Source organism: Nonomuraea maritima (assembly GCF_900100395.1).
GTDB lineage: Bacteria > Actinomycetota > Actinomycetes > Streptosporangiales > Streptosporangiaceae > Nonomuraea > Nonomuraea maritima.
Genome location: NZ_FNFB01000005.1, coordinates 94,222 through 108,807, shown reverse-complemented (window position 1 = coordinate 108,807; position 14,586 = coordinate 94,222). Strand labels below are relative to the sequence as shown.

14 protein-coding genes and 1 riboswitch are annotated in these 14,586 nt (G+C 70.6%); of the genes, 6 read left to right on the top strand and 8 right to left on the bottom strand.

The annotated features are described in order from the left end of the window. The first annotated feature begins 88 nt into the window (after positions 1-88). Genes BLR04_RS11240 through BLR04_RS11220 form a run of 5 tightly spaced genes read left to right on the top strand, consistent with a single transcriptional unit; the run spans position 89 to position 6,745 of the window. A complete protein-coding gene (locus BLR04_RS11240; RefSeq protein ID WP_090762497.1) occupies positions 89-1,711 on the top strand; it encodes an ABC transporter substrate-binding protein in 1,623 nt (540 codons plus the stop codon). Further along, positions 1,708-2,646, top strand: coding sequence for an ABC transporter permease (locus BLR04_RS11235; protein WP_090762494.1), 939 nt, complete (start codon positions 1,708-1,710; stop codon positions 2,644-2,646). The genes BLR04_RS11240 and BLR04_RS11235 overlap by 4 nt, the downstream gene beginning before the upstream one ends. After that, entirely contained in the window at positions 2,639-4,519 is a 1,881-nt protein-coding gene (locus BLR04_RS41700) for a dipeptide/oligopeptide/nickel ABC transporter permease/ATP-binding protein (RefSeq protein WP_090762492.1), read from the top strand. The genes BLR04_RS11235 and BLR04_RS41700 overlap by 8 nt, the downstream gene beginning before the upstream one ends. Then, a complete protein-coding gene (locus tag BLR04_RS11225; RefSeq protein ID WP_090762490.1) occupies positions 4,509-5,495 on the top strand; it encodes an ABC transporter ATP-binding protein in 987 nt (328 codons plus the stop codon). The genes BLR04_RS41700 and BLR04_RS11225 overlap by 11 nt, the downstream gene beginning before the upstream one ends. A gap of 26 nt (positions 5,496-5,521) precedes the next feature. Continuing rightward, positions 5,522-6,745 carry an acyl-CoA dehydrogenase family protein gene (locus tag BLR04_RS11220; RefSeq protein WP_090762488.1) on the top strand — a complete coding sequence of 408 codons (1,224 nt, stop codon included), beginning with the start codon at positions 5,522-5,524 and terminating at the stop codon, positions 6,743-6,745. Positions 6,746-6,889: 144 nt separating this feature from the next. Here BLR04_RS11220 and BLR04_RS11215 read toward each other — a convergent pair whose 3' ends face one another. Beyond that, on the bottom strand, positions 6,890-7,537 hold the full coding sequence (locus tag BLR04_RS11215; protein ID WP_090762486.1) for an FMN-dependent NADH-azoreductase: 648 nt from the start codon (positions 7,535-7,537) through the stop codon (positions 6,890-6,892). Between the two features lie 87 nt (positions 7,538-7,624). Between BLR04_RS11215 and BLR04_RS11210 the strand changes: the two genes are divergently transcribed. Then, positions 7,625-8,083 carry a MarR family winged helix-turn-helix transcriptional regulator gene (locus BLR04_RS11210; RefSeq protein ID WP_090762484.1) on the top strand — a complete coding sequence of 153 codons (459 nt, stop codon included), beginning with the start codon at positions 7,625-7,627 and terminating at the stop codon, positions 8,081-8,083. Positions 8,084-8,093: 10 nt separating this feature from the next. On the opposite strand, the gene BLR04_RS40540 is transcribed toward BLR04_RS11210, so the two are convergent. From BLR04_RS40540 to thiC, 7 genes are all read right to left on the bottom strand, one after another. Then, a complete protein-coding gene (locus BLR04_RS40540; protein WP_090762482.1) occupies positions 8,094-8,645 on the bottom strand; it encodes a DUF6879 family protein in 552 nt (183 codons plus the stop codon). Positions 8,646-8,691: 46 nt separating this feature from the next. Further along, complete coding sequence (locus BLR04_RS11200) at positions 8,692-9,522, bottom strand: polyphosphate polymerase domain-containing protein (RefSeq protein WP_090762480.1); 831 nt, start codon at positions 9,520-9,522, stop codon at positions 8,692-8,694. Then, on the bottom strand, positions 9,519-10,079 hold the full coding sequence (locus tag BLR04_RS11195) for a DUF4956 domain-containing protein (protein WP_090762478.1): 561 nt from the start codon (positions 10,077-10,079) through the stop codon (positions 9,519-9,521). Before BLR04_RS11195 ends, BLR04_RS11200 begins: the two co-directional genes overlap by 4 nt. A gap of 70 nt (positions 10,080-10,149) precedes the next feature. Further along, positions 10,150-10,812: a response regulator transcription factor gene (locus BLR04_RS11190; RefSeq protein WP_090762982.1), complete on the bottom strand. Its 663-nt coding sequence runs from the start codon at positions 10,810-10,812 to the stop codon at positions 10,150-10,152. Then, entirely contained in the window at positions 10,809-12,212 is a 1,404-nt protein-coding gene (locus BLR04_RS11185; RefSeq protein ID WP_218128825.1) for a sensor histidine kinase, read from the bottom strand. Before BLR04_RS11185 ends, BLR04_RS11190 begins: the two co-directional genes overlap by 4 nt. Positions 12,213-12,230: 18 nt before the next feature. Then, positions 12,231-12,617: a hypothetical protein gene (locus BLR04_RS11180; protein WP_143022013.1), complete on the bottom strand. Its 387-nt coding sequence runs from the start codon at positions 12,615-12,617 to the stop codon at positions 12,231-12,233. 286 nt (positions 12,618-12,903) lie between these two features. Further along, entirely contained in the window at positions 12,904-14,457 is a 1,554-nt protein-coding gene (thiC, locus tag BLR04_RS11175) for a phosphomethylpyrimidine synthase ThiC (RefSeq protein ID WP_090762475.1), read from the bottom strand. Further along, a riboswitch (TPP riboswitch) is annotated at positions 14,450-14,560 on the bottom strand. (Overlaps the previous gene by 8 nt.) Between the last annotated feature and the right edge of the window lie 26 nt (positions 14,561-14,586).

Below are 14,586 nucleotides of genomic sequence, written 5' to 3'. Positions count from 1 at the left end.
ACGATTGTCCCGCGGCACTTGTGCGCTTTTTCACCGATAGTACTATCGGTGAAATTGCTCTCGGGGGCTCTACCGGGAGGAGGCGTGGATGAGACGCTGGAAGACCGCGGCCGTGGTGATGCTCGCCGTGACCGTGATGACGGCGTGCAGCGGACAACGGCCGGTCGAGACCTCACAGGCAGAAGCGCCGCCGGCAGCGACGGGGCCGACCAGGGGCGGACGCCTGGTCTACGGCCTCAGTGCCGACGGCAACGGATTCAACCCGATCACCGACCAGTTCGCCGTACAGAGCTACAGCATGACCACCCCGATCATCGAACCGCTGGTGAGCGTGGACGCGAACGGCGACTGGCGACCGTACCTGGCCGAGTCGCTCACCCCGAACGACGCCTACGACGAGTGGGCGATCAAGGTGCGGCCGAACATCTCCTTCTCGGACGGCACTCCCCTGACCGGTGAGGTCGTCAAGGCCAACCTGGAGGCGCAGAAGGCGTCCCCGCTGACCGCCGCCGTGCTCGCGCCCGTGACCGCGGTCGAGCTCACCGATCCGATGACCGTGACGGTCAAGCTCCGCCAGCCGTGGGTGGCGTTCCCGTACCAGCTGTCCCTGCAGGTCGGCATGATCATCCCGCCGGCCTCGCTGGCGGACCTCAAGGAGGCCAGCCGGACGCCGGTGGGCACCGGGCCGTTCCTGTTCAAGGAGTACGTGCCGGACAACCGCATGGTCGTCACCCGTAACCCCAAGTACTGGCGGGAGGGGCTGCCGTACCTGGACGAGGTGGAGTTCCGGATCCTGCCCGACAGCCAGACCCGCGCGCAGACCCTGGAGGCCGGCGGGGTCGACGCCGTCGGCACCAACCGCGACGAGGACGTCGTCAAGTTCGGCGACATGAAGGACGCCTACACCGTGCACCGCGCGCAGGGCATGTCGGTGTCGGAGTACGTGTTCCTGCTCAACACCGCCGCCCCGCCGCTCGACGACGTCCGCGTCCGCCGGGCCCTCGCCCACGCGCTCGACCGCGACACCATCATCAAGACCCTGCGCGGCGGCCTCACAGAACCGGCCGACGGGCCATGGTCGAAGGACTCCAAGTGGTACGTCGACGGCGGCTACCCCGACTACGACCTGGCCAAGGCCACCGCTCTCGTCCAGGAGGTCGAGGCCGACAAGGGCCCGATCCGCTTCGAGGCGATCTCCACCACCGACCCCAACACCATGCAGCTCGTCGAGCTGTGCCAGGACATGTGGCGCAAGGCCGGCATCGACGTGACCATCAGGCAGGCCGACCAGGCCGACCTGATCAACCGGGCGCTCACCGGCGACTACGGCGCCACGGTCTGGACCGCGTTCTCCGCCGCCGACCCCGACGGCGAGTACAACGCCCTGCACCAGGCCTTCGCCCGGCCGATCGGCCAGATCTCACTCAACCCGACCAGGCTGAAGGACAAGCAGCTCAGCGACGCCCTCGACGCCGGCCGGGTCACCCCTGACGAGGCCGTGCGCAAGCAGGCGTACGCGACCGTGCAGCAGCGGCTGCGCGACCAGATGCCGATCCTGTTCATCGACCACCTGAACACCGGAGCGGTGATAGCGAAGACGAAGGTCCGCGGCATCGGGGAGCACACGCTGCCCGACGGCGAGAAGGGCAGGCCGCTGACCGGCGCGCCGATCCCGTACCACCCGTTCGCGCAGATCTGGGTCAGCGAGTGATCGTCCTGCACCGGCTGGTCCGGCTCGCGGTGGTGCTGCTCGTGGTGACCTTCCTGTCGTACGCCCTGCTCAACCTGCTGCCCGGCGACCCGGTCACGCAGATACTCGGCATGTCGGCGACGGAGGAGTCACGCGCGCAGCTCCGCCAGCAGCTCGGACTCGACCAGCCCCTCCTCGTGCGCTACCTCGACTGGCTCGGCGGGCTCGTGACCGGCGACTTCGGCGAGTCGTACATCACCCGGATGTCCGTCGGCGCCGAACTGGCCGAGCGCCTGCCGGTCACCCTGGAACTGCTGGTGGCCGCGGAGGTCGTCGCGCTCGGCCTCGCCGTCCCGCTGGGCATGGCCGCCGCCCGCCGCGCCGGGCAGCCGCTCGACCAGGCGCTCACCGCGCTCAGCTTCGCGCTGCTGTCGACCCCCGTGTTCGTCCTCGGCGTGCTGCTCATCCTGGTCTTCGCCGTCACCTGGCAGGTGCTGCCCGCGACCGGCTGGACCTCGCTCACCACCGACCTCGGCTGGAACCTCACCTCGGTCATCCTGCCGGCGGTCACCCTCGGCTGCGGCCAGCTCGCGGTGTACTCGCGGCTGCTGCGTACCGACCTGATCGCGACCCTCCAGGAGGACTACATCACGCTGGCCCGTGCCCGCGGCCTGTCGCCCCGCCGCATCCTGTGGCGGCACGCGCTGCGCCCGTCCGCGATCAGCCTCATCACCGCCATCGGCCTCAACCTGGGCGCGCTCATCGGCGGCACCGTGATCATCGAGACCCTGTTCGGCCTGCCCGGCATCGGGCGGCTCATCGTCGACTCCATCTTTTCCCGCGACTACCTGACGGTGCAGGGAGGCGTCGTGCTCATCTCGGTCGGCTACGTGGCGGTGAACTTCACGGTGGACCTCGTGTACGCCGCCGTCGACCCGAGGATCCGCCATGCGTAGGCGGCTCGGGATCGGCTTCTGGCTCGCCGTCGGCTGGATCGGGCTGGTGCTGTTCGCGGCCCTGCTGGCCGACGTGCTGCCGCTGGCCCGCTACGACGAGACGCTCGCCGGGCCGCCGCAGTCGGGCCCGAGCCTCGCGCACCCGCTCGGCACCGACGGCCTCGGCCGCGACGTGCTGAGCCGGATCGTGCACGGCGCCCGCGTCTCGCTCGGCGTCGGCGTCGGCGCCGTGCTGCTCGGCCTGCTCGTCGGCGCCCCGCTCGGCGTCCTCGCCGGCTACCGCCGCAAGACGGCCGACACGGTCATCATGGCCGTGAACGACGTGGCGCAGGCGTTCCCCGCGCTCGTGTTCGCCCTCGCCGTGGTGGCCTTCGCCGGGGCGAGCCTGCGCAACGTGCTCATCGTGCTGGGCGTGCTCGGGGTGCCGTCGTGGGTACGGCTCATCCGGGGCGCCACGCTGAGCTTCGCCGACCGGGAGTTCGTGCTGGCCGCCCGCGTGCTCGGCACCCGCGACCGGCGCATCCTGTGGCGCGAGATCGTGCCGAACGTGTCGGTGCCCGCGGCGTCGTACGCGTTCATCGGGATGGCCGTGGTCGTGGTCGCCGAGGGCAGCCTCGCGTTCCTCGGCCTGTCGGTGCAGGCGCCCACGCCCACCTGGGGCGGCCTGATCAACGAGGGCCGCACGCTCATGGAGACCGCGCCGCACGTCGTGCTGGCGCCCTCCTTCGTCATGTTCCTGACCGTGCTGTCGTTCAACCTGGTGGGCGACCGGCTGCGCTCGCTGTCCGACGTGCGCGAGAGCGGCCTTGAGCCGGTACGCCAGGTCGCACTCACGCCGCTGCCGGTGCCGGAGCACGAGGTCCGCGACACGCTGCTGCAGGCCGAACAGCTGCGCTGCCACTTCGTCACGCCGCGCGGCGTGGTCAAGGCCGTGGACGGGGTCTCCTTCACCCTCGAACGCGGCAGGACGCTGGCCGTCGTCGGCGAGTCGGGGTCGGGCAAGTCGATGCTGATCCGCTCGATCCTCGGCCTGCTGCCAGGAACGGCGGTGAGGGGCGGCAAGGTCTACCTGTCCGGCGACGACCTGACCGCGCGCACGCCCGCCGAGATGCGCTCGGTGCTCGGCCCCCGGCTCGGCACGGTGTTCCAGGACCCGATGACCGCGCTGAACCCGGTGCGCACCATCGGCACGCAGGTCACCGAGCCACTGCGGGTGCACCTCGGCATGGGCGGCAAGGAGGCCCGCGCCGAGGCGATCCGGCTGCTGGCCTCCGTCGGCATCCCCGATCCCGTCCGCGTGCTGGGACGCTACCCGCACCAGCTCTCGGGCGGCATGCGGCAGCGGGTGACGATCGCGATGGCCCTCTCGTGCGGTCCTGACGTGCTGTTCGCCGACGAGCCCACCACGGCGCTCGACGTCACCATCCAGGACCAGGTGCTGCGACTGCTGCACCAGCTGCGCGAGGAGCGCGACATGGCGGTGGTGCTGGTCAGCCACGACCTGTCCGTGGTGGCCCGCTGGGCGGACGAGGTCATCGTCATGTACGCGGGCAAGGTGGTCGAACGCGGGCCCGCGGCCGAGGTCTTCGCGCGGCCCCGGATGCCGTACACCGAGGCGCTGCTCCAGGCGGCTCCCCGGCTGACCGACCCGGTCCACCACCGGCTGCGGGAGATCCCCGGCCGGCCGCCGGACCTCGTCGACCTGCCTGCGGGGTGCGCGTTCCTGCCGCGGTGCCCGTACGCGCAAGAACGGTGCGGGCGTGAGGCGCCGCCGCTGGTCGCGAACGGCGGCCATCCGTACGCCTGCTGGTACCCGCGTTCATCTGACGGCACGGACAGGCTCGTGGAAGGGGTTGAGAGCGGTGGCAGGTAGCGGCAAGGCTCATCTCCGTCCTCGGGACGAGGTGCTGCTGCGGGTGGAGGACCTGGTCGTCGAGTTCCCTGCGGGTCGCGGCCGTACCGTGAGCGCGGTCGCCGGGGTGAGCTTCGACGTGGCGCGCGGCGAGACGCTCGGCATCGTCGGCGAGTCGGGCTGCGGCAAGTCGAGCGCGGCGCGGGCGCTCGTCCAGCTGCCGCGGCCCCGCTCCGGCTCGGTGCGGCTGGAGGACCAGGAGCTCACCACGCTGCGTGGGGAGGCGCTGCGCCGGACCCGCCGCCGGTTACAAATGATCTTCCAGGATCCGATCTCCTCGCTGAACCCGCGCCGCCGCGTCCGCGACATCGTCGGCGAGGGCCCCCGCGTGTGGAACCTGCCGGGCGACCGCGTGGACGAGGTCCTGGAGGCGGTCGGGCTCGACCCCGCGACCGCCGCGGTACGCCGGCCGCACGAGTTCTCCGGCGGTCAGTGCCAGCGCGTGTCGATCGCGCGGGCGCTGATCCTCGAACCGGAGGTGGTGATCTGCGACGAGCCGGTCTCGGCGCTGGACGTCTCGGTGCAGGCGCAGATCCTCGGCCTGCTGGAGGACCTCAAGGACCGCTACCGCCTGACGCTCGTCTTCATCGCCCACGACCTCGCCGTGGTGAAGAACGTCAGCGACCGCATCCTCGTGATGTACCTGGGGAAGGTCTGCGAGCTGGCGCCGAGCGCCGAGCTGATCGGGCGGCCGGCGCATCCGTACACGCGGGCCCTCATCGCCTCGATCCCGGACGGCGGGCTCGACCTGCCGCCCGCCGACACGCTGATCAGCGGCGAGCCGCCGTCGCCGGTCGAGCCGCCGTCGGGGTGCCGGTTCCGTACGCGCTGCCCCCGGGCACGGGAGCGGTGCGCCGCCGAGGAGCCCCAGATCCGGCGGGTCGGCCAGGACCACTGGCTGGCCTGCCACTTCCCCGACCTGACAACTACTGATTGATCCCTATATAGAGGAGTACCACCAGTATGGCCATCGACTTCACCCTCGCCCCCGAGCACGAGGAGATCCGCAGGCGGGTCCGCGCCTTCATCCAGGACACCGTCGTGCCCGCCATGGAGGAGGTGAAGGAGGGCGACCGGGACGAGTACCTCCGGACGATCTTCCATCTCCGCTCGCAGGCCAAGGCCGAGGGTCTGTGGCTGCCGCACATGCCGAAGGAATGGGGCGGCATGGGCCTCGGCCACGTCGAACTGGCCATGGTGCAGTCGGAGGCCGCCAAGACCAGGATCGGGCCGTGGGTGTTCAACTGCCAGGCGCCCGACGAGGGCAACATGCACACCCTCCTGCACTGGGCGACCGACGAACAGAAGGAGAAGTACCTGCGTCCCCTGCTGGAGGGGACCGTGATGTCGTGCTTCGCCATGACCGAGCCCGAGGTGGCGGGCTCGGACCCCACCCTCATCCGTACGCACGCGGTCCGCGACGGGGACGAGTGGGTCATCAACGGCCACAAGTGGTTCATCTCCAACGCGCGCCGGGCGAACTTCGCGATCCTCATCGCCCGGACCGAGCAGGACGTCCCCGAGGGTTCGCGCGGCGCCAACACCGCCTTCCTCGTCGACCTGCCCTCGGCGGGCTGGAACGACGTCCGTGAGGTCGAGACGATGCACGGCTCGACCGGGCACAGCGAGATCGTCATCGAGGACCTGCGCGTGCCGGACAGCCACGTGCTCGGCGGCCGGGGCAACGGCCACCGCCTCGGCCAGTACCGGCTCGGCCCGGCCCGGCTGGCCCACTGCATGCGGTGGATCTCGCAGGCCGAGACGGCCCTGGACATGATGGTCGACCGGGCGCTCAACCGCCACAGCCACGGCTCGCTGCTGGCCGAGAAGCAGGGCGTCCAGTGGCTGATCGCCGACTCGGCGATGGAGCTCTACCAGTGCAAGCTGATGGTGCTGCACGCCGCGTCCAAGATCGACAAGGGCGAGGACTTCCGTACGGAGGTCTCGATGGCCAAGCACTTCGTGGCCAACAGCCTCAACCGGATCGTCGACCGCGCGATCCAGGTGCACGGGGCGCTCGGCTACTCGACGGACACGCCGCTGGCCAACATGTTCCAGCACGCCCGCTGGGCTCGTTTCGCCGACGGCGCCGACGAGATCCACCAGATGCGCATCGCCGAGCGCACCATCGCCGCCTACCGCGCCACCGGCTCCACCAGCTCCGCCACCGGCGGCCTCCCCCTGTGAAGCCGCCCTTGGTGGCCCGCCCCTTGTGACACGCCTCTGGTGGCCCGCCCTTTGTGACGCCGAACGCCCCGCCACCAGTGACCCTTGCGAGGCCGAACGCTCCCCCGCCCCTAAGGGGGAGCGTTCGGCGCGGTCGCGACCGGTTCAGACTCCCGCGGTGGCCGGCGTCCAGAGGGCGTCGACCGCCTTCTCCGCCGCCGCGAGGCTCTCCTCCGCCATCGGGATCAGAGGGGCCATGGCCGGATTCACCTTGGCGAGCGTCAGCTCGGCCTCGATGTAGCGGGGCTCAAGCCCGGTGGCCGACAGCCCGTGCGGGAACCACGGCAGGGCGTGGTCCCACCCCTCGCGCGGCGCCCCAGGGCCGTAGCCGCCCCCACGGGTGGCGATCACGACGAAGTCGCGTCCGCCGAGCAGCCCCTTGTTCGTCTCCGGGTCGAAGGCCAGGCCGGGCGCGATGAGGTGGTCGACCCAGGACTTCACGCTGCTCGGCGCGCCGTAGTTGTACAGCGGGAGCCCCAGCAGCACGACGTCGGCCGCCTTGACCTCCGCGACGAGCATCTGCGTCAGCCTCCAGGATCCGGCCTGAGCCGGCGTGTGCTGCTCGGGTGGCAGCAGCCGGGCCAGACCGCCGTCCCCGTCGAGGTGCGGGAGCGGGTTGGCGCCGAGGTCGCGGTAGGTGACGCTGCCGCCGGGGTGCGCGGAGCGCCAGGCCGCCGCCGCGCGGGCCGTGAGCTTGCGGCTGACCGAGTTGCCGCCCTGGATGCTGGAGTCGATATGTAGCAGGTGAGGCATTGCCTACTGGCCTTTCATAAATCGTTTGTGTTTCGCCAATGATTAGCGACAAGCCGATTCAACGTCAAGTGGGCTAGGCTTGTTCCCATGGAGCTGCCCGTCGTCAACCAACCGGTGCACCGGTCGGGCGTCCTGCTCGACCACCTGTCGCGCCGCATCCGCACCCGGAGCGAGTCGGTGCTGGCGCCACTCGGTCTGCGCCCTCGCCACCTCGTCGCCCTGACCGTGCTGCGCGAGAGTGGTGGCACCACCCAGCAGGCGCTCAGCGCGACCCTCGAGATCGACGGCACCAACGTGGTCAGCCTGCTCAACGACCTCGAGAAGGACGGGCTGGTCGAACGGCGGCGGTCACCGGAAGACCGGCGCAGGCACATCGTCGAGCTCACCCAGGCGGGCGTGGAACGGCTGGCGAAGGCCGAGTTCGCGCTCGCCGCGGTCGAGGACGAAGTGCTGGGCAGCGTGCTCGACGAAGCCCAGCGCGAGCTGCTCTACTCGCTGCTCAAGCAGGCGACTGTCGGCCAGAAGGTCGTGTGCACCAACGACTAGGGGCGACCCGTCAGGCCGTCGTCCCTGGCGCGATCTCGCGTTCGTAGTAGTCGCGCAGGTCCTCGCCCAGCGCGAACAGCTTCTCCAGCTCGCCCCGGCACGCGTCGACCACGTCGAGCGCGTCGATCCGCCGCGCCCCGCTGTGCACACCCGCGGAGTCGTACGTCACCTCGTACATGACCGCCGTCCCCAGCACCACGAGCTCCGGCAGGCGGCGCCGTCCCTCCAGGTCGGACACCTCGGCGGCGTCCAGCACCCGCACCTGCTCGGCGGGCGGCGTCCGCAGCGCCAGCAGGTGCATCTCCCACCGCAGGTACGACGTGACCGGCCGCTCCACCACGCGGACGCGCCGACCGGGAAAGGGCCGGGCGGGACCCTCACCGACCAGCCCGAGCGAACGCCGCCAGTCGTCCTCCGACACCGGAGCGGCGGCCGGGAAGGCCTGGACGCGCTGAAGCTTCCACACCACGCCGTCGACCGTCCGGTACCGCGGCCAGAAGTCGTCGAGATACTCCTCCGCGTCCAGCAGGACGCCGGGAATCTCGTGAACGCGCTCAAGCATGTGGACGTCCCCCGTGGCCGCGGCCGGCTTCCCCTGTTCGCGCAGGTCAGACCGTACTCGCCATCTGCCTATCATCGCGCGACCGCCATTGTCGACCAGCGGGGACGTGCCGTCCCAGGTAGCGGTGGAGCACCGGCCGCCACCGGTTGGCCGGCAGGCCCCTGAGCGCGGCGACCGCGACGCAGTACTTGCTCACGCTGACCGGCCGCACCCCCAGCCCGCGCAGCACCCCGTCGATCGCGCCCCTGCCGTCGGCCGACTTCGACTCCAGCAGCACCAGGTCTCCCCTGGCGGGCCGGCTGCCGTGCGCGTCGCGGCACACCAGCCCGGTGTCACAGGTGACCCGCGCGCCGCCCTCCCGGTCGACGAGCGTGACCCGCCGGTAGTCGGTGGCCAGCACCGGCTCCAACGTCTCCGGCGCGATCAGGCGCAGCCGGCTCAGCAGGGTGTCGCGGACGAAGTCCATCGCCTGCGGGGTCAGCGTCCCGCTGGGCACGCCGTCGTACGGGATGCGCAGCTTGTCGGTGCCGCCCCGGGCGCCGCCTAGCTTGAGCTCCAGCCACTGCCCGCCGCCGTCCAGGTAGGTCCGGGTACGGAGCTTGAAGCGCCGCCGCCGGTCCTGCCGATGCTGGTGGAAGGTGAGCAGTTCGGGGGTGTCGAAGTAGGTGGAGGTGTAGCGGAACTGCCGCCGCCCGCCGATGCGCAGCACGTGGAACCGGTCGTCCAGTTCGGCCGCGAGCCTCGCCATGGTGGCCGTCGTCACGAGGTACTTGCGGTCGACCCGGCTCATCAGCTCCGGCACCTCGTCCAGCCCGAGACCCGGCATCGCGGCGGTAACGCCGGCGAGCAGCGCGTCCGCGTACGGCCCGGCGCTCATCGCGTGCCCACCCGCGCGTGCGGCACCACGTAGCGGACGTCCACCACCGTCACGTCACGCACGTAGTCGATCTGGGTGACGACGAGGTGCAGCACCTTCGCCCGCAGTCGGGCCTCCAGGTCCACCCGCAACAGGTCGGGGTCGGCGTGCACCACGTCGAGGGTGATGATCTGCTGCCGGGTGCGGCCGAGCAGCCTCCGGTGGTCGGCGACGTACATGACCGCCAGGAGGACGACGTCGAGCAGCAGCGCGGTCAGCGGCCACGTCGCGCCCGCGATCCCGTTGACCAGGCCGAGCGCGATGGCGACGAAGTAGTACGCGATCTCCTGCTGGGTGATCTCGTCCGACCGCAGCCGGATGATCGACAGGACGCCGAACAACCCGAAGCCGACCGCGATGTCCACCCGCTGCACCAGTAACAGCGACACCACCGCGAAGATCCCGACGTTGAGCGCGACGTACGCGAACAACAGATCCCGCCGGTGGTGACGCCGGTAGTAGAGCCCGTAGGCCAGCGTGACGATCGCCACGAGGTCCATCACCAGTCCGACTGCCATGACCGCTCCCTTCGAAAAATTGCCTATGAACAGCTTCGAGGGGTGCGGTGAAGCGCCGGTGAGCTGATGATTAGGCGACTCTCATGCGGTAGCCGGTGCCCCGGACGGTCTCGATCCGGTCGGCGCCGATCTTGCGCCGCAGGTAGCGGACGTAGACGTCGACCACGTTGGAACCCGGGTCGAAGTCGAACCCCCACACGTGGCTGAGCAGCTGCTCGCGGGTCAGCACCTGGTCGGGATGCCGGCAGAAGATCTCGGCCAGAGCGAACTCCCTGGTCGACAGGTCGACCGCGCGGTCGCCCACGTAGGCGCGTCTCGTCCGCAGATCCAGCGACAGGTCGGCGACGCGCAGCACGGTCACCTCGGGCGTGCGGTCGGCGCGCAGTCGCAACCGCACCCGGGCCAGCAGCTCCTCGAACGCGAACGGCTTGGCGATGTAGTCGTCGGCGCCGCCCTCCAGACCGGCCACCGTGTCGCTCACGCTGTCGCGCGCCGTCAGGATGATGACGGGGATGGTCACCATCGACCCGCGCAGCCGCCGCAGCACCGTGAACCCGTCGCTCAGCGGCAGCCCGATGTCGAGGATCAGCAGGTCGAAACCACCCGTGGCGGCCAGGTCGTAGGCCGCGACGCCGTCTCCGACCACGGCGGTCACGAAGCCGTTGGCCCGCAGCCCCTTCTCGACGAAGGACGCGATGCGGGCCTCGTCCTCCGCTATCAGAATCCGGTTCACCTGGGCCTCCACGACTCCCACAGCGGAAGGGACATGACGAAACAGGCCCCGCCACCGGAGCCGTCGATCACCTGCACGGTGCCGCCGTGGGCGTGGGCGATGGACTTGACGATGGCCAGCCCGAGACCGGCTCCCTCGTGCGAGCCGCTACGGCTCTCGCCGCGGACGAACCGCCCGAAGATGCGTTCACGCTCGGCGGGCGGCACGCCGGGGCCGCTGTCGCGCACCCAGAGATCGACGCGACCGTCCCGGACGGCGGAGCCGACGGCGATCAGGTCGTCGTCGCGGGTGTGGCGCACCGCGTTCGCGAGGAGTTGCATCATCGCCTGCGTGAGCCGCTGGCGGTCGGCCGGCAGGCGCGCCTCGGCCACCTCGTCCACGCGCCACTTGCGCTCGCCGAGGCCGCGGGCCTTGGCCACGACGCTGACCGTGAGGTCGGCCAGCTCGACGGTGTCGAGCGTCAGGAAGCCGGGCTGCTCCGCCTTGGCGAGGGTGAGCAGGTCGTCGACGATGCGGTTCATCCGGTCGAGCTCGTCGGTGACCAGGGCGAGGGTGTCGGCGCGGTCGTCCGGGTCGTCGCCCATCAGCTCCAGATGGCCGCGGATCACCGTGATGGGCGTGCGCAGCTCGTGACCGGCGTCGTCCATGAAGTGCCGCTGCACGACGAAGGCGTGTTCGAGCCGGTCGAGCATGTGGTTGAAGGTCGCCGCGAGCGCCGCCACGTCGTCGTCGCCAGGCACGTCCAGCCGGCGGGTCAGGTCGGCGGAGTCGCTGATCTGCTCGGCCGTCTGGCGTACCAGCCGGACCGGGGCCAGCACGCGGCCCGCCACGAACCACCCGGCCGCGCCCGCCAGCGCCATCGCCGCGCCCGCGGACAGGCCGAGCACCCGTACGGCGTCGACGATCTCGTCGCGGTGCAGGTCGTAGAAGACCGCCGCGACGAAGTGCCCGCTGCGGCGGTCACCGTCCACGGTGACGGGGATGACGACGTACTGGACGGCTCCGCGCGAGGTGTCGAGGTGTCTGCGGGTGACCCTGGTCGCCTTCGCCATGTCCGCGACCAGCGCCGGGTCGGTGTCGACGCGCACCGGCGGCGGCACGAAGGTGACCTTGTGCGCCTTGCCGTCGAGGATGCTGAAGAACGTCTCCCACCGGTCGGGCGTGTTGACCTCCAGGTAACCGATGAGCAGGTCCTGGACGTCGGTGACCGTGCGGCCGGTCTTCGGGTCGAGCGCGCTCTGGGCGTAGCGGCGGAACTTGTCGTACTCGTTCTCCAGCTCGCGGTGGATCCGGTCGTCGAGCCTGGTCAGCAGGATCGTCCAGGTGGCGAAGATGGCTACGGACAGGGCTAAACCGACGACCGCGAGCATCCAGCCCACGATGCGGGCGCGAGCACTCACCCTCGGGGGCCTTCCCGGTCAGTCGTCACTGTCGCCTCCGTCGTCATCGTCGTCGTCATCGTCGCCGCCGCCCGGCCGGGGCGACGGCGGGGCCACCGGCTCGGCCCGGTTCTCCCGCTGCGCGGTGCTCCCGGCCTGGGTCGGGGTGGGGGTGGGTCTGTCGGGAGTGGCGGTCGGCTCTCCGGCGCCGGGTACGGGTGTGGCGCCCGGCGTCCGGACACCCCTGCTCGCCGTATTCTGCGGGTTCGGCGTGGGCTCTGACGAGACCTTCGTACGGGGGGTGACCACCACGGGGCCGCCCAGGTCGGCTTCCCTCTCGGTGGCCTGCACCAGCAGGCCCGTCGCCATGATCGCCGCCACGGCCACGGCCACGACGAGGAGAATCACCATCGCGCGGTGTTTCATGGGGCCACCCTCCCGCCGTTCGAGGAGACCACGCTGAAACCCAGATGAGAAAGCTCTCATCTGGGACGCGCTGACAACGGCTGACCGGTGCCGCCCCCCGCCCCACGATGGAGGACGGCACCGGTTCCAACACCTTCCCCGCCAGGCCCTCGCGGCGGCGGGTGGCGATGCCACCGCGAGAGGCGCTCGGTGCGGGACCCCACGTCATGGCGCCCGGCCCGGCGGGAAGGCGCCGATCATGAGGGCAGCGGGCCACCGTTCTGGCCCGCCACCGGTGGCCAGGGCGTCACTTGACGTACAGGTTGCCGCCGAGGCGGCGGAACTCGGCCGCCTTCTCCGCGTACCCCTGCTCCCTGATGTCGTGGCTGATGCGCATGGAACAGAACTTCGGACCGCACATCGAGCAGAAGTGCGCCGTCTTGGCCGGCGCGGCCGGCAGCGTCTCGTCGTGGAAGGACCGGGCCGTGTCGGGGTCGAGCGCGAGGTCGAACTGGTCCTCCCAGCGGAACTCGAACCGCGCGTCCGACAGCGCGTCGTCCCACGCCTGGGCCTGCGGGTGCCCCTTGGCCAGGTCGGCGGCGTGCGCGGCGATCTTGTACGTGATGACGCCGGTCTTGACGTCGTCCTTGTTCGGCAGGCCGAGGTGCTCCTTGGGGGTGACGTAGCAGAGCATCGCGGTGCCGTACCAGCCGATCATGGCAGCCCCGATGCCGGAGGTGATGTGGTCGTAGCCAGGGGCGATGTCCGTCACGAGCGGCCCGAGTGTGTAGAACGGCGCGTCGTCGCAGAGCTCGCGCTGCAGGTCGACGTTCTCCTTGATCTTGTGCATGGGCACGTGCCCTGGGCCCTCGATCATGACCTGGACGTCATGCCGGCGCGCGATCGCGGTCAGCTCACCGAGCGTGCGCAGCTCGGCGAACTGCGCCTCGTCGTTCGCGTCCGCGATCGAACCCGGACGCAGCCCGTCGCCCAGCGAGAACGACACGTCGTAGCGGGCGAGGATCTCGCACATCTCCTCGAAGTTCTCGTACAGGAAGCTTTCGCGGTGGTGCGCGAGGCACCAGGCGGCCATGATCGAGCCCCCGCGCGAGACGATGCCGGTCTTGCGGCCGGCGGTGAGCGGCACGTACGACAGCAGCACGCCCGCGTGCACGGTCACGTAGTCGACGCCCTGCTCGCACTGCTCGATCAGCGTGTCGCGGAAGACCTCCCACGACAGCGCCTCCGGCCGTCCCTTGACCTTCTCCAGCGCCTGGTAGATCGGCACGGTGCCCACGGGCACCGGCGAGTTGCGCAGGATCCACTCCCGGGTCTCGTGGATGTCGTCGCCGGTGGACAGGTCCATGATCGTGTCGGCGCCCCACCGGGTCGCCCAGGTCATCTTCTCGACCTCCTCCTCGATGGAGGACGTCACCGCCGAGTTGCCGATGTTCGCGTTGATCTTGACGAGGAAGTTCCTCCCGATGATCATCGGTTCGGTCTCGGGGTGGTTGACGTTGGCGGGGATGATGGCCCGCCCGGCGGCCACTTCCTGCCGGACGAACTCGGCCGTCACCCCCTCGCGGACGGCCACGAACTCCATCTCCTCGGTCACCAGCCCGCGCCGGGCGCAGCCGTACTGGGTGACCGGCTCGCCCTTCTCGCGGCGCTCGCGCACCCACTGCTCGCGCCGGCGCGGCAGCCCGCGCCGCAGGTCAGGCTCGAAGGACGGGTCGGTGTACGGGCCCGAGGTGTCGTACAGCGTCACCGCCGACCCGTTGGAGAGGTTCACCTGACGCATGGGGACACGCAGGTCACCGGTGTAGATCTTGGAGAATCGAGGCGTGGGCGCGTCAGTCATCGCGCAAACTCCCTTCGCCGGCATTACCCGGAGCAGGTTCTGGCGGTCGGCGGCGCTCAGCCGTCCTCTCAGCCCGGTGTGCCGGGCTCCCGCGTTGGACGGCCAAGATCGTACCCACGACTGACATCT